The organism is Neorhizobium tunisiense (assembly GCF_039631515.1).
Taxonomy (GTDB): domain Bacteria; phylum Pseudomonadota; class Alphaproteobacteria; order Rhizobiales; family Rhizobiaceae; genus Neorhizobium.
Map to the genome: position 1 here is coordinate 37,472 of NZ_JBDIUU010000012.1, position 22,503 is coordinate 59,974.

Here is a 22,503-nt window from a genome sequence, read left to right on the forward strand (position 1 = left end):
ATTGTTTTAGAACTTGATTCGCGCCTTCCCTGGAGCGTGATGCCGAAAGCCGCCAGCGGGTTTCGGACATCGTCGCGCTCCCAGCATCTGACTGGGAGCCGTCCGGCTACGGGCAAGGCATGATGTGGTATGTCTTGTCGATGAGCGGCAATTGGACGGAGACAGACCGGATATGTCGGTAAAAAAAATGAGCTCGTCAGAACGGGCCGATCCCCTTTGCGGCGGAGCGGAAGCTTCGGCTTTGCGCCCGGTTTTCGGGTCTGCGGAAGGGAACGTGATGGTTGCCAAGCTTCGCCGTCTGGCGCTGTTCGGCAGTGCTTTCCTTTCGGGCACCGCCCTTTCCGGGCTGGCGACCGTGGCGCTTGCGCAGCAGTCCGGCAATGCAGCCGTCCGCCTGTTTTCCTCCACGGAAGTCATCGTTTCGTCGCTGGTGATGGGCGCGCTCGGCGCAGCCCTGTTTTCCGCCATCTGGCTGGTGCGCCAACGCGGCAACATGGAAGCCGAAACACAGGAGATGCGCAGTGCGCTTTCTGATGCGCAGCAGCGGATTTCCAAGTTCGAAGCCCTGATCGCCGACAAGAACCGGCGAATCGTCGTGTGGGAAAGCGGTTCCTCGAAGCCGGAATTCCTCGGCCAGCTGCCGGCAGAAACCGGCGCGCCGCAGCAGGATCGCGAATTTCTCGCCTTCGGCCGCTGGATGCGCGGCAGTTCCGCCGGCGAACTCGAAAAATCGATCGAATTGCTGCGGGGCGAAGCCTGCTCCTTCGATATGGTGGTGGAAACCAACCGCGACGAAATCCTTGAAGTGCAGGGCCGGGTTTCGGGCGGCAAGGCCTTCGTCCGTTTCATTGCACTCAACAATCTGCGCGCCGAACTCGCCGAGCTGAAGATCGAGCGCGAGCGGCTGACGAATTCGATCATGCTGTTCCACTCGCTGCTCGATGCCATGGAGCAGCCGGTCTGGCGCCGCGATGCGCAGGGTAAGCTCACCTGGGTGAACCACGCCTATGGCGATGCCGTGGAGGCTTCGACCCCGGCGCAGGCCATCGAAGAGAGCCGCGAATTTTTAGGCTCGATCGCGCGGGAAAAAATCCGGGCGACCGCAACTTCCACCTCCCCCTTCCATGACCGGATTTCGACGGTGGTGCACGGGAACCGCACCATGTTCGACGTCGTCGATGTCGTTGTGCCCGGCGGTTCCACGGGCCTTGCGATCGATGTTTCCGAGGCGGAAGCGGTGCGCGAGGAACTGAAGCGGACCCTGAAGAGCCACGCGGAAACGCTCGACCATCTGGCAACGCCCGTCGCCATCTTCGACGGCGACCGCCGGCTGCAGTTCTACAATCAGGCCTTCGTGCAGCTTTGGGGTTTCACGCTGCCCTTCCTCGATTCACGGCCGGACAATAGCGAGCTGCTCGACAAGCTCAGGAGCGACGGCAAATTGCCGGAACAGCTCAGCTGGCGGAGCTGGAAGGAGACGGCGCTTTCCGTCTACCAGTCTCCCGATACCCAGACCGACCTCTGGCACCTGCCGAACGGCCAGACGCTGCGCGTCATCGCCACCGCGCATCCGCAGGGCGGCGCCACCTGGGTGTTCGAAAACCTCACCGAACAGGTGGATCTCGAAACCCGCTACAACACGCTGGTCCAGGTTCAGGGCGAAACCATCGATCATCTGTCCGAAGGCGTCGCCGTCTTCGGACCGGACGGACGTATCCGCCTGTCGAACCCCGCCTTCCGGGCGCTCTGGGGCATCACCGCCGAGGAATCCAAGCCAGGCACCCATATCAAGGCCATCGAGACGGCCTGCGCGCCGTCCTACGACAAGCCGGACGGCTGGCGCCGCTTCGGCCAGATGCTGACCAATTTCGATGACGAGCGCCCCTCCCTGCAGGGCACGTTCGAACTCTATTCCGGCCTGATCCTCGATTATGCCGTGACCCCGCTGCCGAACGCCCAGACGATGCTGACCTTCGTCGACATGACGGCGAGCGCCAGGGCCGAACGGGCGCTCAAGGAAAAGAACGAGGCGCTGCAGAAGGCCGACGAGCTCAAAAACGATTTCGTCCAGCACGTTTCCTACGAACTGCGCTCGCCGCTGACCAATATCATCGGCTTCACCGATCTCCTGAAGACGCCGGGCATCGGCCCGTTAAACGAGCGGCAGTCGGAATATATCGATCATATCTCGACATCCTCCTCGGTTCTCCTGACGATCGTCAACGACATCCTCGATCTGGCGACTGTCGATGCGGGCATCATGCAGCTCAACTATTCGGAAATGTCGATCGACGATCTGCTCGACGACGTGGCGATGCAGATCGCCGACCGACTGCACGAAAACGGCGTGGCACTGGCGATCACCGCGCCGGCCGGTCTCGGCACGATCGTCGCCGACCAGCAGCGGCTGAAGCAGATCCTCATCAAGCTGCTTACCAATGCCACCAATTTTGCGCCGGACGGATCCGCCATTACGCTCAACTGCTGGCGCACCCATAGCGACGTGTTCTTCTCGGTGACCGACAAGGGCCCGGGCATTCCGGAAGACGTGCTGAAAACCGTGTTCGACCGCTTCTCGGCCAATGCCAGGGGCGGCAAACGCTCCGGCGCGGGCCTCGGCCTTTCGATCGTCGAAAGCTTCGTGACGCTGCATCACGGCGATGTCGCGATCGACAGCAAGCCCGGCCAGGGAACCACGGTTACGTGCCGCATTCCGAGCGGCACGACGGCGCGGTCCGTCGCCGCCGAATGAGTGGTGAGGCAGCTCTTACCCTGACACTTGCCGACGAGGCGGAAACGATCCGCCTCGGCGAAGACCTGGCATTGGCGCTGAACAAGGGGGACTGGATCGCCCTTTCCGGCGATCTCGGTGCTGGCAAATCGACTTTCGCACGGGCATTTTTGCGCGCGCTGGCCGATGATGACGAGCTCGAAGTGCCAAGCCCGACCTTCACGCTGGTGCAGAGCTACGAGCTGCGCATCCCGGTCTCGCATTTCGATCTCTATCGCCTCGGCGATTCCTCCGAACTGGACGAACTCGGGTTCGACGAGGCGCTTTCCAACGGCATCTGCCTGGTGGAATGGCCGGAAGTGGGTGACGACCTGCTGCCGCAGGCCCGCATCCAGCTCCGGCTCGAGCAGAGCGGCAGCGGCCGAATCGCAACGATCACCGCTCCGGAAGCACAGATGCATCGCATCCGCCGCGTTCTGGCGATCCGCGAATTTCTCGACAGCCACGGCTACCGCGGCGCCCGGCGGCGGTTCCTCACCGGCGACGCCTCGACGCGCGCCTATGAGAGCGTGACAATCGCAAACGGCGAAACGCTGATCCTGATGGACTGGCCGCGCCCGGCGCAAGGGCCGCCGGTCCTCGACGGAAAGCCCTATCCCAAGGTCGCGCATCTCGCCGAGGATCCCTATCCCTTCGTGGCGATCGACGAATATCTGCGCGAGCTGGGCCTGGCGGCACCGGAAGTGCTGCATGTGGATTATGACCAGGGCATCCTGCTGATCGAAAATCTCGGCGAAGAGGGTGCCGTCGACGAGGATGGCAATCCCATCGAGGAGCGCTACCGCGAAAGCATCGTCTGCCTCGCTTTCCTGCACAGCCACGAGATGCGCCAGGATTTGCCGGTCGGCGACGGGCATATCCATCACATCCCAGATTTCGATCCGACGGCGATGAAGATGGAAGCCCGGCTGCTGATCGACTGGCACCTGCCCTGGAAACGCGGCACGCCGGCGACGGACGAGGAACGGCAGGAATACCTGGAGATCTGGGACGACCTTATCCGCGAGCTTGATGGCGTCGAGAAGAACCTGCTGCTGCGCGATTTCCATTCGCCCAATATCATCTGGCGGCCGCATGAATCCGGCGTGCGGCGCGTCGGCCTGATCGATTTCCAGGATGCGATGATCGGGCCGACCGCCTACGACCTCGCCTCGATCGTCCAGGACGCGCGGGTGGATATTCCCAAACCCCTCGCCGACCAGTTGATGCTGGACTACGTGACGCTCCGCCGCGCGCTCGGGGCCTTCGACGAGCCGACGTTCCTGAAAGCCTGGGCGATCATGGCGGCGCAGCGCAACTGCAAACTCGCCGGCCTCTGGGTGCGGCTCTTGCAGCGGGACGGCAAGCCGGGCTATTTGAAGCACATGCCGCGGACGCTTCGCCATCTCGCGACGGCGCTGAGCCACGATGTGCTCAGCCCCTTGCGCGATTGGTGCCGTCGGGCTGGAATAGAACTGCCCGAATCATAATTACGGTTCCCGATGACCATTCAACGAGCCCCCATCAAACAGGCGATGGTGCTTGCCGCAGGGCTCGGCACCCGTATGCGGCCGATCACCAACACGATGCCGAAGCCGCTCGTGCCGGTCGCCGGCAAGCCGATGATCGACTATGTGCTGGATTCGCTGAGAGAAGCCGGTGTCGAGCGCGCGGTCGTCAACGTGCACCACTTCGCCGACCAGATGGCGGCGCATCTTGCGGCCTACAAGGGCCTCGAAATCCTGATCTCGGACGAGCGGGATGCGCTGATGAACAATGGCGGCGGTATCGTGAAGGGGCTAAAACTTCTCGACCGCAGCACGATCTTCGTCATGAATGCCGACCTTTTCTGGATCGGCGAGACGCCCGGCAAGCCCACCAACCTTCAGCACCTGGCGAAATTCTTCGATCCTGAGCGCATGGACATGGCGATGCTCTGCGTCGATATCGACAACACGACCGGGCATAACGGCGTCAACGATTTCGGGATGGATGCGGATGGCCGGTTGAGGCGCTACCGGGACGATCCGTCCAATCCGGTGGTCTATGCCGGCGCCTTCGCGATGAGCCCTTCCTTTCTCGACGACGCGCCGTCCGACGCCTTCAACATCAACATCTATTTCGACAAGGCGATCGCCCGCGGCCGGCTCTTTGGCACCATGCTCGACGGCCACTGGATCACCGTCGGCACGCCCGAAGCGCTGCCGGAAGCCGAAGCCGTGATCGCGCGCTATCCGGTGGAGGCATGACCACCCTATCCGGCAAGAAGCGGGTGTTTTCGATCCCCGCCGGAGCGCCCTTCCTCAAGACCGTGGCGGCGGCACTCTGCGACGGCCGGCTCAACGAGACCTTCCGCTACGATCCGGCCGACCCGCTTTCGCTCGCCGACGTCACCATCTATGTGCCGACGCGGCGCTCCGCACGTGTGCTGCGCTCGGAATTCGTCGATCTGCTCGGTGGCCGTTCGGCGATCCTGCCGGTCATCCGCCCGCTTGGTGAAACCGACGACGACAGCGGTTATTTCGATCTCGTGGCACCCGAGGAGATGGACTTGGCGCTGCCGATCGGCGGCACCGCCCGGCTGCTCGAACTCGGCCGGCTCATCCTTGCCTGGCGCAACCAGCTTCCGAAGATCGTGCTCGACGTGCATTCGGAATCGCCGCTGGTGGCTCCCGCGAGCCCCGCCGATGCCATCTGGCTCGCCCGGGCGCTTGCGGAACTCATCGATGCAGTCGAAACCGAAGAACGCGATTGGGCCGATCTCAAAAAACTCGATACCGGCGAGCATGCGCTCTGGTGGCAATTGACCGCCGAGTTCCTGTCGATCGCCAGCGCCTTCTGGCCGCTGCGGCTCGAAGAACTGCGCCGTTCTTCGCCGGCAAAACACCAGGCGGCGATCCTACGCGGCGAGGCACGGCGGATCTCCTTGAGGGAGCACAAAGGCCCGGTGATCGTCGCGGGTTCGACTGGCTCGATACCTGCGGCGGCCGACCTGATCGCCGCGATCTCCAACCTGCCGAACGGTACCGTCATCTTGCCGGGCCTCGATCTTTCGATGCCGGCGGACCAGTGGACAATGATCGGCGAAGAAGCTTTCGACGGTAGGCCTGAACCCGCCAGCCGCAGCCATTCGCAATTCGGCCTTTTGCGGCTGCTCAAAAAGCTCGGCGTGACGCGGGAGGACGTGGAAGTGCTGGGCGAGGTTCCGGACGACCTTGCCTTCCGCGCCGAAGCGCTGTCCCAGGCGCTGGTGCCCGCCAAGGCGACCGACCGCTGGAGTACCTGGCGTGACAAGGCCGACCCCCGTAAGCTTTCCGAGGCCTTTGCCGACGTCTCGCTGATCGAAGCCTCGAATGAACGCGAAGAGGCGGTCGCGATCGCCATCGCGCTCCGTCTGGCGCTGGAACAACCGGGAACAGACGGCGGCGAGGCTCAGGCAGCACTGATCACGCCCGATCGCGCGCTTGCCCGCCGGGTAGCTGCCGAGCTTTCCCGTTTCGGCCTGCTCGCCGACGATTCCGCCGGTTCGCCGCTGTCCGGCACGCCGCAGGGCACGTTGACCCAGCTTCTCCTCGAAGCGACGCTCCGGCCGGGCGATCCGGTGGCGATCGTCGCGCTGATCAAACAGCCGCTGATGCGGCTCGGCCTGCCAGTCGAAGATCTGCGTTCGGCCGTCGAAGCACTCGAAATCCTGGCGCTGCGCGGCGGTCTCGGCGACATGGATATTTCGGCGCTGGAGCCGCTGCTGGAGATCCAGCTTGCCGCGCAGCTCGAAGACAGGCACGCGCCGCATTGGCGGCTGTCGCTGCCATCAGATGCGGCCGATAAAGCCCGCGACCTTGCCCGGCGGCTGGCGAAGGCCGTCGAGCCGCTCGCGTCCGCCCTCGTTCGCCGCAGGCCGGATGGGCGCGGCCTCACCGCGAAGCTTCCACTATCCGATTGGGCCGAACGCACCGGTCGCGCCATCGAAGCCCTCTGCGTGGACGAACGGGGAGACCTCGCCGCGCTCTGGTCCGGAGAAGCCGGCGAAAGACTGGCGGGATTGCTGTCCGAAGTCATGGAAACCGACGGGCAGATGGAGGCGGACGGTCCGCAATGGATCGATATCGTCATGGCGCTGACGACCGGCGAGGCGGTAAAGCCCCGTTCGCTCAGCCATCCGCGCATTTTCATCTTCGGCACGCTGGAAGCCCGGCTGCAGAGTGTCGATACGATGATCCTCGGCGGGCTCAACGAAGGCTCCTGGCCGGGCCAGACGGTCAACAACCCGTTCCTGTCCCGCACGATGAAGACCGATATGGGGCTGGAGCCGCCGGAGCGCCGGATCGGCCAGCTTGCCCACGATTTCGAGATGGCCTGCGGCACGCGGCATCTGATCCTGTCCCGCTCGATGCGGCAGGGATCGACGCCGACAGTCGCCTCGCGCTGGCTGCAAAGGCTGCTGGCGCTGGGCGGAAAGCAGTTCGCCGACGAGCTCAAGGCGCGCGGCAATCAGTATCGCGATTGGGCGTCGATGATCGATGCCGGCGAAAACCAGCCGGTCGCCAAACGCCCGGCCCCGAAACCGCCGGCGGATCTGCAGCCGAAAAAATATTCCTTCAGCGAGGTGGGCCGCCTGCGACGTGATCCCTATTCGATCTACGCCCGCCGAATCCTGAAGCTCGATCCGCTCGACCCGTTCAACCGCGATCCGGGCGCCTCCGAGCGCGGCACGCTCTACCATGCGATCATCGACCGCTATACCCGCGAGGGCCACAAGCCCGGGACGCCTGCGGCAAAAGAGGCGATGCGCCGGATCACCGAGGACCTGTTCGACGCCGAACAGCTGCCGACCCATATCGACCGTGTCTGGCGGCCTCGCTTTGTCGAAGTCGCCCGCGCCTTCCTGGACTGGGAGGTCGAACGCGCACCGGATATCCGCCAGACGATGACGGAAGTCGGCGCGGGCTGGGAGGTCGAGCCGGCCGGCATTCGCGTCACCGGCATTGCCGACCGGATCGACATCAAGGGTTCGGGCCTTGCCGATCTCGTGGATTACAAGACCGGCCTCAGCCCTTCGGTATCCCAGGCGCGGGCGCTGCTCGATCCGCAGCTTGGCCTCGAGGCGGCGGCTCTCAGGGCCGGGGCGTTCAAGGGCGCAGGTTCGCTGACGCCCGACAAGCTGCTTTATGTCCGGCTTCGTCCCGGCGACCGGTTCCGGGAAGACAAGGTCAACAACGAGGGCTCGAGCGCGACGGCCAAACGGCAACCTAAATCGGCGATCGATCTGGCGGACGAAGCCCTCGAACAGCTGACCCGGTTCGTCATCACGCTGCGCAATGGGCAAGCCGGCTTCGCATCCCGGCTCGTGCCGATGGCGCAAACTGATTTCGGCGGCGAATACGATCACCTCGCCCGCGTGGCCGAATGGTCGACGGCCGACGACGAGGAGGCGGAAGTCGATGAGTGAGTTCGCTCCCGAAGGCGACGATCCGATCAAGTGGATCGACTGGACGACGGTGCAGCAGTCGCTCGCCTCGGATCCGGTGAGTTCCGCGTGGGTTTCGGCCAATGCCGGCTCCGGCAAGACGCATGTGCTGACCCAGCGGGTCATCCGGCTGCTGCTCGCCGGCTGCCGGCCCTCGTCGATCCTCTGCCTCACCTACACGAAGGCTGCGGCATCGGAAATGTCGAACCGCGTCTTCCAGCGGCTTTCGGAATGGACGGTGCTTTCCGATGACGAACTGCGCAAGAGGATCGCCGGCATCGAAGGTGCTGAGCCGGATTCGCCGAAACTCGCCGAAGCGCGGCGGCTGTTCGCCAAGGCACTGGAAACGCCGGGTGGGCTGAAGATCCAGACCATCCACGCCTTCTGCGAAGCGCTGCTGCACCAGTTTCCGCTCGAAGCCAATGTCGCCGGGCATTTTTCCGTGCTCGATGACCGCGCCGCCTCCGCCCTGCTTGCCGACGCACGCCGTTCGCTGCTGACGGCGACGTCTGCGGAGGAAGACCCGGTGCTTGCCGAGGCCTTCGCGCATGTGCTGGATCTCGGCGACGAATTCGGTCTCGAAACGTTGCTCGGCGATATCATCGCCAACCGCACCGCGATCCGCAGGTTCATTGCCCATGCGGAACGCCACGGCGGCATCGGCGTCGAGCTGAAGCGCGCCCTGGGGCTCGGCCCGGCCGATACGGAAGACAGCATTGCAGCCGGCTACTGGCCCCTGCCCGGCCTCTCCGGCCTGACGCTTGATCTCTATCTGGCGCTCGCCGACCAGAAGGGCGGGCAGAAGGTGACGGAAGTGGCCTACGGTCTCCGGCTGGTCGCCAGGGAACCGCATGTCCTGAAGCGCGCCCAGCATCTCGACCAGATTTTTCTCACCCGCGAAGGCAAGCCGAAGGCCGACAGCTCGCTGATTGCCAAGGCGATGACGACCACCGCACCGGAACTGGCCGACGCGATCGCGGCTGCCCGCACCCATGTCGTTGAATGCCGCGACCGGCTGCGGCTGGTCAGAATGTTCCTCGCCACCAAGGCCGCGCTGACGCTGGCGCAACGGCTCAACGACGACTACGAGGACCTGAAGAAGCAGCGCAGCCTGCTCGATTTCGAGGACCTGATCGCCCGCACCGCCGATCTTCTGACCCGCGACGGCGTCGGAGCCTGGGTGCATTACAAGCTGGACCAGGGCATCGACCACATCCTCGTCGACGAGGCGCAGGATACGAGCCCGATCCAGTGGACCGTGATCAAGTCGCTGGCCGAGGATTTCTATTCCGGTGCCAGCGCCCGCGAGACCCGGCGCACGATCTTTGCGGTCGGCGACGAAAAACAGTCGATCTATTCCTTCCAGGGTGCCCGTCCGGAACGCTTCGCCGAGGAAAGAAGCGAGACGGAAAAGCGGGTGCGGGCAAGCGGCCAGGCCTTCCATCCGGTGCGGCTGCCGCTCTCCTTTCGCTCCACCGCCGATGTGCTGGCCGCCGTCGATCAGGTGTTTTCGCTCGAAGAGAATTTTCGCGGCCTCAGCGCGCTTGGCGAGCCGGTGCAGCACCGCTCCAACCGGATCGGTCATCCCGGCGCCGTCGATCTGTGGGATGTCGTGGTGCCGGAAGTCTCCGAACAGGAGGAGGACTGGACCGCGCCGTTCGATTCGACGCCCGACAAAGCGCCGTCCGCCATCCTCGCCGGCCGGATCGCCAACCGGATCGAGGAGATGATCGGCAAGGAAACGATCATCGAAAAGGGCGTCGAGCGGCCGATCGAGGCCGGTGACATCCTCGTTCTGGTCCGGAAACGCGATGCCTTCGTCAATGCGCTCACCAGGGCGCTGAAACGCCGCGACAACATTCCGGTCGCCGGTGCCGACCGGCTGCGGCTGACGAGCCATATCGCCGTGCAGGATCTTCTGGCGCTCGGCCGCTTCCTGCTTCTGCCGCAGGACGATCTTTCGCTGGCGGCGCTGCTGAAAAGCCCGCTCTTCAATCTTTCCGAGGGGGACGTCTTCGAAGTCGGGGCGCTGCGAGCGGAAAATACGAGCGCCTGGGCGCAGCTCAACCGTTTGAGCGAAGACCAGCCGCTGCGGTTCCGCGATGCGGCCGACCGGCTCCAGCAGCTGCTTGCCCTTTCCCGCCAGCTTAGCCCGCACGATCTGTTTGCCCGGATTCTCGGGACGCAGGGCGGACGGCGAAAATTCCTTGGCCGGCTCGGCACCGAGGCGGGCGACATCCTCGACGAGTTCCTGACCTTCGCGCTCGACCACGAGACCAGCGGATTGCCCGGCCTGCAGGCCTTCATCTCGACGCTCGAAATCGAATCGCCGGAGGTGAAACGCGAGCAGGATGGTGGCCGCAACGAGGTGCGGATCATGACCGTGCACGCCTCCAAGGGGCTGGAAGCGCCGGTGGTGTTCCTCGTCGACAGCGGCTCGAAGGCTTTCATTTCCTCGCATGTGCCGAAATTCCGGCTTTTGCGGATCCGCGGCGAGGATGTGCCGGCCTGGGTGCCCGGCAAGATGCTGACCAATGCGATGACATCGGCCGATGACGATCGGATCAGGACCTCGACCGAGGAAGAATATCGCCGGCTGCTTTATGTCGGGATGACCCGGGCTGCCGATCGGCTGATCGTCTGCGGTTATCGTGGCAAGATCGACAATCCCGATACTTGGCAGTCGATGATTTCCAAGGCGCTTGCCGCTGACGAGCATCATTGCAGCCCGGCGGAATTTCACGGGGCCGATGGCGAATGGGGCGGTTTCAGGTGGCGGCTTCCGGCGGCCGCCGGCCAGGCGCCGAAAGCCGCGCAGAGGGAGACGGCACCGGCTGACAGGCAAGCGCTGCCGCAGGCCCTCTCCCGCCCTCTGCCGGCGCAAAAAATCCTGCCGCGACCGCTCAGCCCCTCCGGTGCCGGAACGATGATCGATGACGATGCGGACGATCTGATCATCACCTCGCCGCTGTTTGGAGACCAGAAGCAAGGGGCGGGGCTGGCGCTGCAGAAGGGCAAACTGGTTCACCGCATGCTGCAGATGCTGACGGACTTTCCGGAGCCTGAGCGCGCCTCTGCCGCCCGCCGTTATGCGGACCGCGCCGCCCGTTTCTGGCCGGCAGCGGAGCGCGAAAAGCTGGTCGCCAACGTCATGTCGGTGCTTGCGCACAGTGAACTCGGACCGCTGTTTTCGCAGCGAAGCCAGTCGGAAGTGTCGATCATGGGCACCCTAGTGCTGGAAGGGCGTGACTACGCCATTTCCGGCCGCATCGACCGGCTGGTGGTGACCGAGGACCGGGTGTTCATCCTCGACTACAAGACCAATCGCGTCACGCCCGAAACTTCGCAGGACGTGCCGCTCTCGCACCGCGCCCAGCTCGCCATCTATCGCGAGATCCTGAAACCGCTTTATCCGGCAAAGCACTTCGAATGCGTGCTGGTCTATACCGAATCCGCGCAGGTGGTCTCGCTGCCCCCCGAGTTGCTGTCACGTTCGCTTGCAGAACTCAAAACAAAGTGAGATAGCGGCCATTGAAAACTCTGAGCGGCAGGCTCACATTTACACCAACAGAGAATCGTGAAGGAGAGCCCTATGGCTACCGTAAAAGTCGATAACAGCAACTTCCAGGCCGAAGTCCTCGACTCCGCCCAGCCGGTGATCGTGGATTTCTGGGCTGAATGGTGCGGCCCCTGCAAAATGATCGGTCCGAGCCTCGAAGAAATTTCGAACGAGCTCGCCGGCAAGGTGAAGGTCGTCAAGCTGAACATCGACGAAAATCCTGAACTGGCCGCCCAGTTCGGCGTGCGTTCGATCCCGACGCTTGCCATGTTCAAGGGTGGCGAAGTCGCCGACATCAAGGTTGGCGCCGCTCCGAAGACCGCACTTTCGGCCTGGATTTCCAGCGCCGCCTAACTTCCAGTCGCATGCCCGCATAAAAAAGCCCGGCTCATCCCTGCAGCCGGGCTTTTTCTGTGTCTGCCGCAGCCTTTGCGGTCAGGTCGGCGGGGTGCCGTTGTCGGCAAGCACATTGCCGGCGAAATACAGCGAGCCGCCGATCAGGATGCGCGGCGGCGGCGCGCCCGGTACCTGGCGGCGGGTGATTTCCTGCAATGCCTCGGCCGTGGAGCCGGCGGGTTCGGCCACCAGCCCGGCATCAAACGCTGCGTGAGCCAAGACCACCGGATCGAGGCCCGATTCGCTGCCGCGGATGCGGACGGTGAAGACGTGCTCGGCGATATCCGCGAAGGCGCGGAAGTAGCCGATCGGATCCTTGGTGTTGATCATGCCGGCGATGATGTAGAGCGGCCGGGCCTGACGTTCCTCGAAAGCCGCCATAGCCTCGGCGATCACCTCGCCGGCGCCGGGATTGTGCCCGCCATCCAGCCAGATCTCCGAGCCTTCCGGCGCATATTCCAGGAGCTTGCCTTCGGTCAGCTTCTGCAGGCGGGCCGGCCATTCGACCGTCGCCATGGCCTTTTCCATCATCGCCTCTGTGACGGTAAAACCGGCAGCCTTGACGGCGCGGATGGCGGCGGCGGCATTGGCATATTGGTGGCGGCCGGGCAGACGTGGCAGCGGCAGATCGGCAAGACCGAATTCGTCCTGGTATATCAGCCGGCCGAATTCCTCGTGGGCGGAAAATTCCTGGCCGTAGACGGCGGTCGGACAACCGAGCCGGTCGGCGGTCGATATCAGCACGTCACGGGCCGCTTCGAATTCCTGATGGCCGATGACGACCGGCCGGCCGCGCTTCATGATCCCTGCCTTTTCGGCGGCAATCAGTTCGACCCGATCGCCGAGATAGGCCTGGTGATCGAGCGAGATCGGCATGATCACCGAAACGGCCGGATCGGTGATGACATTGGTGGCATCGAACCGGCCGCCGAGGCCGACTTCGAGGATCACCGCGTCGCCCGGCTGTTCGGAAAACAGGAGAAAGGTCGCGGCCGTCAGGATTTCGAAGACCGTGATCATCTGGCCGCTATTGGCCGCCGCGATGCGCCGCAGGGCATCCGCCAGCATGGCGTCGCCGACGATCTTGCTGCGGCCGCCCTTGGCGCCGATCCGGTAGCGTTCGTGCCAATGGACAAGATGCGGCGAGGTATGGACATGCGTCGCATAACCGCCCGCTTCGAGCAGGGCGCGGCAGAAGGCGGTCACGGAACCCTTGCCATTGGTGCCGGCCACATGGATGACCGGCGGCAGTTTCCTGTGCGGATTGCCCAGTATTTCGAGCAGGCGGGTAATCCGGTCGAGCGACAGATCGAAACCCTTCGGATGAAGGGTCATCAGCCGCTCAATTTCCCGCTCGGCCGCGCTCACAACGGGCTCGTTCATGGTGGTCATTCCCGCCGCTCCGGCTTTCGATGCTCTCTTTCGCTCAGGCGCTCAACGCGATCGGTGCCGGAAGCGCTTCCTGGACAGGCTGTTTCGTCAGCATCTTCAGGATCCTGGCGAGCGTCGAGGGAATATCGTGGCGCTTCACCACCATATCGACCATGCCATGCTCCAGCAGGTATTCCGACGTCTGGAAGCCCTCGGGCAACTTTTCGCGCAGGGTCTGCTCGATGACGCGCTTGCCCGCAAAGCCGATCTCGGCGCCCGGCTCGGCGATGTGGACGTCGCCCAGCATGGCGTAGGAGGCGGTGACGCCGCCGGTGGTCGGGTTGGTGAGGACGACGATATAAGGAAGGCCTGCTTCCTTCAGCATGTCGACCGCGACGGTGGTGCGCGGAAGCTGCATCAGCGACAAGATGCCTTCCTGCATGCGCGCGCCGCCGGAGGCCGGGAAGATCACCAGCGGGCACTTTTCCGTCACGGCCCGTTCGCAGGCCCGAACGATCGCCTCTCCGGCCGCCATGCCGAGCGATCCACCGATGAAGTTGAATTCATGGACGACAGCGACGAGCTTCAGGCCCTGGACCTGGCCGATGCCGGCCAGAATCGTGTCCTCCTGCTCGGTCTTGATACGGCTGTCCTTCAGGCGATCGGCATAACGCTTGGAATCGCGGAATTTCAGCGGATCCTGGGCGACCTTCGGCTGGGGAAACGCCTCGAAGACACCGCCGTCGAAAAGATCGATCAAGCGAGCCTTGGCGGGCATCTTCATGTGGAAACCGGAAGCGGGGATGACCCACTTGTTCTCTTCCAGGTCCTTATGAAAGACCATCTCGCCGGTTTCCGGGCACTTGATCCAGAGATTTTCCGGAACGTCCCGGTTGGGACGACCGAGCATGGAGTTGATGCGCGGCCGGACGTAATTGGTGATCCAGTTCACTTGGCGTACTCCCGATTAACTCGAGTCTAATGTGGGAAACTATTCGGCGGCAACAAGGCGGGCTGCGCGCACGCCGGTTGCAAGGCCCCGAACCAAGGTCGCAACCGCAGCGACGGTATCCGGACCGGCCTTGCCATCCTTGGTGAGGCTGCCGGCGATCTGGCTGACGATCGCCGAACCGACGACGACACCGTCCGCCGCAGCCCCGATCGCCTTGGCATGGTCGGCGGTCTTGACGCCAAAGCCGACGCAGACCGGCAGTGCCGTGTGGCTCTTGATGCGCTTGACCGCACCGCCGATCAGCGACGGATCAGGAAGCGCCGAGCCGGTAATGCCGTTCATCGAGACGTAATAGACGAAGCCGGACGTATTCTTGAGAACGGCCGGAAGACGCTTGTCGTCGGTGGTCGGCGTGGCAAGCCGGATGAAGTTGACGCCTTTGGCAAGTGCGGGGATGCAGAGTTCGTCATCCATTTCCGGCGGCAGGTCGACGACGATCAGGCCGTCAATGCCCGACGCAATCACGTCATCGAGGAATTTCTCGACGCCATAGACATAGATCGGGTTGTAGTAACCCATCATGACGATCGGCGTATCCGTGTCGGTCTCGCGGAACCTGCGGGCGAGTTCGAGCGTCTTTGCAAGCGTCTGGCCGCCCTTTAGCGCCCGCTGGCCGGCCATCTGGACCGCCGGGCCATCGGCCATCGGATCGGAAAACGGCATGCCGAGCTCGATGAGATCCGCGCCGGCGCCGGGCAGTGCCTTCATGATGCCGAGCGAGGTTTCGAAATCCGGATCGCCGCCCATGAAATAGGTGATCAGTGCCGGGCGCCCTTCAGCCTTCAGGGCCGCGAAACGTTTGTCCATACGAGCGGTCATATCAAACTTCCATTCCGAGAATCTTGGCGACGGTGAAGATGTCCTTGTCGCCGCGGCCGGAGAGGTTCATCAGGATGATTTCGTCCTTGCCCATCTTGGGCGCGCGCTTGATCACTTCCGCGAGCGCGTGGCTCGGCTCCAGCGCCGGAATGATGCCTTCCAGACGGGTCAGCACCTGGAAGGCATCGAGCGCCTCCTGGTCCATGATCGGCACGTATTCGGCACGGCCGATGGAATGCAGCCAGCTATGTTCCGGGCCGATGCCCGGATAATCGAGACCGGCCGAAATCGAGTGACCCTCGAGGATCTGGCCGTCGTTATCCTGCAGCAGATAGGTGCGGTTGCCATGCAGTACGCCCGGCGAACCGGCGGTGATCGAGGCGCAATGCTCGACGCCCTGGAGGCCTCGGCCGCCGGCTTCGACGCCGACGATCCTGACGCTTTGATCATCGAGGAACGGATGGAAGATGCCGATCGCATTCGAACCGCCGCCAACGGCCGCGATGACCACGTCGGGCAGCTTGCCTTCGGCTTCCAGCAGCTGGGCCCGGGCTTCGCTGCCGATCACCGACTGGAAGTCGCGGACCATTTCCGGGTAGGGATGCGGGCCGGCGGCCGTGCCGATCAGGTAGTAGGTGTCATCGACATTGGTGACCCAGTCGCGCAACGCCTCGTTCATGGCGTCCTTCAGGGTGCCGTTGCCGGCGGTCACCGGAATGACTTCAGCGCCGAGGAGCTTCATGCGGAAGACGTTCGGCGCCTGGCGCTCGACATCGGTGGCACCCATGTAGACGACGCAGGGGAAACCGAAACGGGCAGCGACGGTTGCCGAGGCAACGCCGTGCTGGCCGGCGCCGGTTTCGGCGATGATGCGGGTCTTGCCCATGCGCTTGGCGAGCAGGATCTGGCCGATGCAGTTGTTGATCTTGTGCGAACCGGTGTGGTTCAGCTCTTCGCGCTTGAAATAGATCTTTGCACCGCCGAGATGCTCGGTCAGGCGTTCGGCGAAATAGAGCGGGCTCGGACGGCCGATATAATGGGTGCCGAGGTCAGCCAGTTCCTTCTGGAAGGCCGGATCGTTCTTCGCCTTTTCCCATTCGCCCTGGAGGTCCAGGATCAGCGGCATCAGCGTTTCGGCGACGAAGCGCCCACCGAAAATACCGAAACGGCCATCCTCGTCGGGGCCGGAACGGAACGAATTGGGTTTTGGCGTCTCGTTCACTGTCTACTCCCTCACGCGCTTTTCCGGCCCGCATCCGCGACGGCATCGAAAAACGCATCGATCATTCCAAGGTCCTTGATACCCGGCGCACTTTCGACGCCGGACGATAGATCGATACCGCTTGCCCGCGTCGATTTGAGGGCGAGAACGGCATTATCCTTGTTCAATCCTCCCGAAAGCATGTAATCCACGCCCTCGTCAAGGGAAGCCATCAGGCTCCAGTCAAAGGAAACGCCGTTGCCGCCCGGCAGCTCGGAGCCGGCAGGCGCTTTGGCATCGAAAAGAAAACGGTCGGCGACGCCGATATACGGATCAATCCGGTCAAGATCGCCGGCTTCCCTGACCGAAAAGACCTTCATGACCGGCAGGCCGAAGAGCGCCTTCACCTGCAGAACCCGTTCCGGGCTCTCGTTGCCATGCAGTTGCAGGATGTCCGGCCGCACCATCGAGACGATATCGTCCAGCTCCTCATCATCGGCATCGACGGTCACCGCCACGAGCTTCACTCGTCCGCGGACTCGATCGGCGAGGTCTCCGGCAAGGTCCGGTTCGACATAGCGCGGGCTCTTGGCAAAGAAGATGAAGCCGATATGCGAGGCGCCCCGCGCCACGGCGCGATCGACTGCCTCAGGGGTCTTCAACCCGCAGATCTTGATATCAGGTTTCATGATGCGCGGATTGACATGAAATTCCGACGGAGTCGAGGCAAATCATAGCAGACGGAGTACGGCCTTGGTGATCGCGGTAATTTTAGTTTCGGCCGGGACACGTCGTGTGCCTCGAATTGAAATTTAATAGTGACACGCGACGTGTCCCGTTCGGTGTGTTTTTCCGCGCAACTCCGGTCCCTCTGCGGCGGCATGGGCTTACGTCCTTGCGGATGCCATACCGGGTTGTGTGCGACACACGCACGCCCCGCCTCAAGGCGAGAGGGGGACCATTTTCTGCGCAACCCCTGTCAACCCGCCTGCATGACGGCAGACCATCAGGGCACCGGTCCCGTCTCGCCGGTCATGCGGGCCGGTGTAGCCGAAACGGGACGGGTAGATTGTAGGCATGGGTTTGGTGGGCGGGGATGAGAAGGCTGTTAAGTGTTTGATACCGCTGATGGGGCGGAGCGGAATATGTGTCTTTAGGTCGCTGTCTGGGAGTGGATCCTCGGGTCAAGCCCGAGGATGACGGAGGAGAAGGTGGCGGGCTGCCCCAAGGAGAGGACTGGGGAAAGGGCGACGGGTCACGGGAGAACAGGCGCGACATACAACGTCGTCATCCTCGGCTTGACCCCCGAGGACCCATCGCCTCCGCGTCACTCGAAATCGATCGCATGCAGCTGCGAGCCGTGCTGCTTGAGCCACTTGCGGGCTTCCTCCATGCGCGGGCAGAGTTCCCGGCAGAGCGCCCAGAATTTCGGGCCGTGGTTCATCTCCTTCAGATGCGCCACTTCGTGGGCGGCGAGATAGTCGATGATCAGAGGCGGGGCCATGACGATACGCCAGGAAAAGCTCAGGTTGCCATCCCAGGAGCAGGAACCCCAGCGGCTGCGGGTATCCTTCATCGATACCGACTTGATCGGCTTGCGGATGGCAGCAGCGTGGCGGGCGACCAGCACTTCGAGGTCCTTGCGCGCTTCCTTCTTGAAGAACGCAGAAAGCCGGCGGCCCATGTGGTCTTCGAGGCCGCTGACCCTCAGCACCGGTTCGCCGTCGATCAGCACCGCTTCGGTGAGGCCGCGGAGCGTGCCGGTGTGTTCGATTCGGTGGGGAACGCCGCGAAAGGCGATGCGGCCGCCTGACCGAATGGGGTTATCGGCCGAAAACTTCGCGAGCTTGGTCAGCAACCAGCCCTGATGGCGGTCGAGAAAATCATCGATCTCGCGCTTCAGCAGGCCGGCCGGCACCGTGAGATTGAGCGCGCGACCGCCCGGCTCGATCCGGAGCGTTATGCGGGTGGCGCGGCGGTTTTCCCTGATCGTCAGCGGCATCGCCCGATCGCCCACATCAAGGGTCCGCTTCACCGTTTCGAGCGGTTTCGGTTTGGAGCGAACTGGCTTTTTCAGAAGCGCGAACATGGACCCTTTCTAGCCGATTCCTTTTCATAAAAAAGCCGGCGCCTCAAAGACGCCGGCTCTCCTCCACGTTTCACGTGAATCCCTGGGAGGGTCAGAGATCGACAACCGGGTTCTGGCCGGAGGGACGGTTCTGCCGCTCGCGCATGAAGCGATCGAATTCTTCCTGGTCCTTGGCGCGGCGAAGCTCGCGGACATAGTTGTCGAATTCTTCGCGCATCTCATCGAGCTTGCGGCGCTCTTCCTCGATCCGGTCGATCTCAGTCTTGCGCCAGTCGTCGAAGGCGACGTTGCCGGTGGTGAAATGCGTGTTGTAGCGGGACTTCGCCCGACGGCAGCCGGCAAACATGCGGTCGGCGCGGTCGTTGGCATCGCGCTTGAAGCCGCGGAGCCTTTCACCGAAAATGATATAGGCAAGCATGGCAAGGCCGAGCGGCCAGAAAACGACGAAACCGAGCACCATGAGAGCGATGGTAGCCGGCGTCCAATCCGGACGAATCAATGCTGACTGGTTCATTGGTCACACCCTGATGTTTCAGCGGGTGGCCACATGCCAGCCCGTCTCATTCCGATTTGGTGAGCCCATGATCCGCCTTCAAGAAGACGGATCATTAAATTCAAGAAGATGCTGAAATATAAACCAGAATTCCAAGACGCGGCCGGGCTAGTCGGCCTTGCCGCCCCTGATGACCCGCTTGACCGGGGTCTTCCTGGCCAGTGTCCTGGCGTGTTTCTGGGTGAATGCGACGATGCGCGGGGCGATCTCCCGACGGAATCGCGAGCCGTTGAACACGCCGTAATGGCCGACATCCGGCTGCATGTAGTGCATGCGCATCTCGTCGGGAATGTTCGGGCAGATGGTGTGCGCCGCATTGGTCTGGCCGAGGCCGGAAATATCGTCGTTCTCGCCCTCGATCGTCAGCAGCGCCACCTGGCGGATGAGCCTGGTATCGACCGGAACATTCCGATGCATCATCTCGCCCTTCGGCAGCGAATGCTTGATGAACACCGTCTCGACCGTCTGGAGGTAAAATTCCTCCGTCAGGTCCATGACCGCCAGATATTCGTCGTAGAATTCCCGATGCTTCTCGGCGGACTCCCCGTCGTTCTTGACGAGGTGCCGGAAGAACTCCTTGTGGGCAGTCACGTGCCGGTCGAGGTTCATCGACATGAAGCCGGACAATTGCAGGAAGCCCGGATAGACCCGGCGCATGAACCCGGAAAGCGGCCACGGCACGTTCATGATGACGTTGTCGCGGAACCATTCGATCGGATGTTCTTCCGCAAGCTTGTTGACGGCGGTCGGGTTGATGCGGGTGTCGATCGGGCCGCCCATCAGGATCATCGAGGCCGGTAGCATCTGGTCGCGCTGCGATTCCATCACCGCCACGGCGGCAAGCACCGGGACGGAAGGCTGGCAGACGCCGATGACATGGGCGCCGGGGCCGATCGCATGCAGCATCTCGATGATGTAGTCGATATAGTCGTCGAGGTCGAAGCGGCCGTCGGTGATCGGCACCATGCGGGCGTCGATCCAATCCGTGATGTAGATGTCGGCGCTCGGCAGCAGCGCTTCCACCGTGCCGCGCAGCAGCGTCGCATAGTGGCCGGACATGGGCGCGACGATCAGAATCTTCTGATCAGGCACACGGTCGGCGGGCAGATCGCGGCGGAAATGCAGGAGATTACAGAAGGGCTTGTTCCAGATGATCTCTTCCGTCACCGCGACGGTCTCGCCGTCGACGGTCGTGAAGGGCAAATCGAAGGCCGGCTTGCCGTATCGGCGCGTGACGCGCTCGAAGACTTCGAGGCCGGCCGCCAGCGTCCGGCCCATCGTCGTATGGGAAAACGGATTGAGCGGGTTGGAATAGAAGAAGTGCATGGCATCCGCGGCGGCCCGGATGGGCGCCATCGCTGCGTGGTTCATCTCGTAGAACTGATAGAACATCGAGGTGCTGCCTTTCGTGATTTCCGACACCGCATTCGACAGGGACATCGAACCGCTCGGTTCAGGAGCAGAGTGAGAGTAGGCGGGCACATTTTTATTGCGATGCAACATTATGGGGAATACCGGCTGAATTGGCCAAGAGGAAGGCGGAACCGCAGATCATTCTGCTGTGTTGAGAATGACATGTAAGCCTTAAAGTTCCACCTTCCAAGCCTGGTTAAGGACTCACGCCCGCCGGCGGCCATGAGTCCTCCGATCATTTAAACGTCAGCGACGAAGGTCTGCCGCTGGGTGCCAAGGCCATCGATACCGAGCTCGACGACTTCGCCGGCTTTCAGGAAACGCTGCGGCTTCATGCCGAGGCCGACGCCCGGAGGGGTGCCGGTCGAGATGATGTCGCCCGGATGCAGCGACATGAACTGGCTGAGATAGGAGACGAGATAACGGACGCCGTAGACCATCGTCTTGGTGGAACCATTCTGCATCTTCTCGCCATTGACCGTGAGCCACATGCCGAGGTTCTGCGGGTCGGGGATTTCGTCCTTGGTGACGAGCCAGGGGCCGATCGGCCCAAACGTGTCGCAGGACTTGCCCTTGGTCCACTGGCCGGAGCGCTCGGCCTGGAAGGCGCGTTCGGACACGTCGTTGGTCAGGCAGTAGCCGGCGACATAATCCATCGCGTCGTCTTCCGAGACATATTTCGCGGTCTTGCCGATAACGACGCCGAGCTCGACCTCCCAGTCGGTCTTTTCGGAACCACGCGGAATGACCACGTCGTCGTTCGGGCCGACGATGGCCGACGTCGCCTTCATGAAGATGATCGGCTCCGGCGGAACGGTCGCGCCGGTCTCGGCGGCGTGGTCGGAATAGTTGAGGCCGATGCAGATGAATTTTCCGGTGCCGGCGACGCAGGCGCCGATACGGGCCGGCTGCATTTCCGGCAGGCTTTCCGGATCGAGAGCGGCAATCCTGGCGAGGCCTTCCGGGGAAATGGCAAGCCCGGCAATGTCCGCGACATGACCGGACAGATCGCGGATCTTACCCTTGTTGTCAAAAAGTGCCGGCGTTTCATGGCCCGGCTCGCCAATGCGCATCAGTTTCAAAGCATGGTCCTCCATCTAAGCGAGGAGGTTTATGGAACATGCGTCCCGGCTTGTCACCCCCGTTTCGGCAGATCGAAACTCTGTTGCCAAAGGAGCCAATGCGCCTATTGTTGACCTTAAATCTACTCCCGGCCTGCAGTTTCAGAGGATACCCATGACCAGCAGCAATACCCGCGATTCGGAGTTTCCGATCGATACATTTTTCCTCGACCGCTGGTCGCCGCGGGCGTTTACCGAAGAGACGATCGATCAGGCGACCATGCTGACCATCCTCGATGCTGCCCATTGGGCGCCCTCCTCCGGCAACAACCAACCCTGGCGTTTCATCTATGCGCTGCGTGGTACGCCGTCGTTTCCGGTGCTCCTGGATATTCTCGTGCCGGGTAACCAGCGCTGGGCGCAGAACGCGGCGGCGCTGATGATCGTCGTCTCGAAGACATATCGGGTGACCAGCAATGGCGAACACCGGCCCGCCTATACCCATTCCTACGATACGGGTGCGGCCTGGTTCTCGGTCATCTCTCAGGCAATGAAGCTCGGTTACCACGCCCACGGCATGGAGGGTCTCGACAAGGAAAAGGCCATGGAGGTGCTGGGTATACCGGAAGGTTACCGGGTCGAGGCAGCGGCCGCGATCGGTCGCATCGCGGACCGGAGCACGCTTCCCGCCGATCTTGCCGAGCGGGAGTTTCCCAGCAAGCGCAAGCCGGTCTCGGAAATCGCCTTCGAAGGAAAATTCACCGGAGAGCCCTGAGCGCCGGCGATGTCTCA

General features: G+C 62.9%; 16 protein-coding genes. 7 read left to right on the plus strand and 9 right to left on the minus strand.

Annotated elements, in window-relative coordinates; all coding sequences use genetic code 11:
* Positions 1-277: 277 nt before the first annotated feature.
* The 6 genes from ABCW43_RS27200 (at position 278) to trxA (ending at position 12,150) form a co-directional block, all read left to right on the plus strand.
* Positions 278-2,752, plus strand: coding sequence for a PAS domain-containing sensor histidine kinase (locus ABCW43_RS27200; RefSeq protein ID WP_345930354.1), 2,475 nt, complete (start codon positions 278-280; stop codon positions 2,750-2,752).
* Entirely contained in the window at positions 2,749-4,260 is a 1,512-nt protein-coding gene (gene tsaE, locus ABCW43_RS27205) for a tRNA (adenosine(37)-N6)-threonylcarbamoyltransferase complex ATPase subunit type 1 TsaE (RefSeq protein ID WP_345930356.1), read from the plus strand. The genes ABCW43_RS27200 and tsaE overlap by 4 nt, the downstream gene beginning before the upstream one ends.
* A gap of 12 nt (positions 4,261-4,272) precedes the next feature.
* The gene (locus ABCW43_RS27210; RefSeq protein ID WP_345930358.1) at positions 4,273-5,019 is read left to right on the plus strand and encodes a nucleotidyltransferase family protein; all 747 of its coding nucleotides are present in this window, start codon (positions 4,273-4,275) and stop codon (positions 5,017-5,019) included.
* Complete coding sequence (gene addB / locus ABCW43_RS27215; protein ID WP_345930360.1) at positions 5,016-8,219, plus strand: double-strand break repair protein AddB; 3,204 nt, start codon at positions 5,016-5,018, stop codon at positions 8,217-8,219. The genes ABCW43_RS27210 and addB overlap by 4 nt, the downstream gene beginning before the upstream one ends.
* A complete protein-coding gene (addA, locus tag ABCW43_RS27220) occupies positions 8,212-11,757 on the plus strand; it encodes a double-strand break repair helicase AddA (RefSeq protein ID WP_345930362.1) in 3,546 nt (1,181 codons plus the stop codon). Before addB ends, addA begins: the two co-directional genes overlap by 8 nt.
* A 72-nt stretch (positions 11,758-11,829) precedes the next feature.
* Positions 11,830-12,150: a thioredoxin gene (trxA, locus tag ABCW43_RS27225; protein WP_210013523.1), complete on the plus strand. Its 321-nt coding sequence runs from the start codon at positions 11,830-11,832 to the stop codon at positions 12,148-12,150.
* Between the two features lie 81 nt (positions 12,151-12,231).
* On the opposite strand, the gene ABCW43_RS27230 is transcribed toward trxA, so the two are convergent.
* The 9 genes from ABCW43_RS27230 to ABCW43_RS27270 form a co-directional block, all read right to left on the minus strand.
* On the minus strand, positions 12,232-13,584 hold the full coding sequence (locus ABCW43_RS27230; RefSeq protein ID WP_345930365.1) for a bifunctional folylpolyglutamate synthase/dihydrofolate synthase: 1,353 nt from the start codon (positions 13,582-13,584) through the stop codon (positions 12,232-12,234).
* Positions 13,585-13,618: 34 nt separating this feature from the next.
* A complete protein-coding gene (accD, locus tag ABCW43_RS27235; protein WP_345930367.1) occupies positions 13,619-14,515 on the minus strand; it encodes an acetyl-CoA carboxylase, carboxyltransferase subunit beta in 897 nt (298 codons plus the stop codon).
* Positions 14,516-14,554: 39 nt separating this feature from the next.
* The gene (gene trpA / locus ABCW43_RS27240; RefSeq protein ID WP_345930369.1) at positions 14,555-15,394 is read right to left on the minus strand and encodes a tryptophan synthase subunit alpha; all 840 of its coding nucleotides are present in this window, start codon (positions 15,392-15,394) and stop codon (positions 14,555-14,557) included.
* A 1-nt stretch (position 15,395) separates the two neighbouring features.
* Positions 15,396-16,616 carry a tryptophan synthase subunit beta gene (trpB, locus tag ABCW43_RS27245; protein WP_345930371.1) on the minus strand — a complete coding sequence of 407 codons (1,221 nt, stop codon included), beginning with the start codon at positions 16,614-16,616 and terminating at the stop codon, positions 15,396-15,398.
* Positions 16,617-16,627: 11 nt separating this feature from the next.
* Entirely contained in the window at positions 16,628-17,284 is a 657-nt protein-coding gene (locus ABCW43_RS27250) for a phosphoribosylanthranilate isomerase (RefSeq protein ID WP_345930373.1), read from the minus strand.
* Positions 17,285-17,922: 638 nt separating this feature from the next.
* Positions 17,923-18,684: a M48 family metallopeptidase gene (locus ABCW43_RS27255; protein WP_247135321.1), complete on the minus strand. Its 762-nt coding sequence runs from the start codon at positions 18,682-18,684 to the stop codon at positions 17,923-17,925.
* A 91-nt stretch (positions 18,685-18,775) separates the two neighbouring features.
* Positions 18,776-19,198: a DUF2852 domain-containing protein gene (locus tag ABCW43_RS27260; protein ID WP_345930377.1), complete on the minus strand. Its 423-nt coding sequence runs from the start codon at positions 19,196-19,198 to the stop codon at positions 18,776-18,778.
* A 147-nt stretch (positions 19,199-19,345) separates the two neighbouring features.
* Positions 19,346-20,629: a polyhydroxyalkanoate depolymerase gene (locus ABCW43_RS27265; protein ID WP_345930605.1), complete on the minus strand. Its 1,284-nt coding sequence runs from the start codon at positions 20,627-20,629 to the stop codon at positions 19,346-19,348.
* Between the two features lie 260 nt (positions 20,630-20,889).
* Positions 20,890-21,732 (minus strand): fumarylacetoacetate hydrolase family protein, encoded by an 843-nt coding sequence (locus tag ABCW43_RS27270; protein ID WP_345930379.1) that lies wholly within the window; start codon positions 21,730-21,732, stop codon positions 20,890-20,892.
* A 154-nt stretch (positions 21,733-21,886) separates the two neighbouring features.
* On the opposite strand from ABCW43_RS27270, the gene ABCW43_RS27275 reads away from it, so the two are divergent.
* Positions 21,887-22,486: a nitroreductase family protein gene (locus tag ABCW43_RS27275; RefSeq protein WP_345930381.1), complete on the plus strand. Its 600-nt coding sequence runs from the start codon at positions 21,887-21,889 to the stop codon at positions 22,484-22,486.
* Positions 22,487-22,503: the final 17 nt, after the last annotated feature.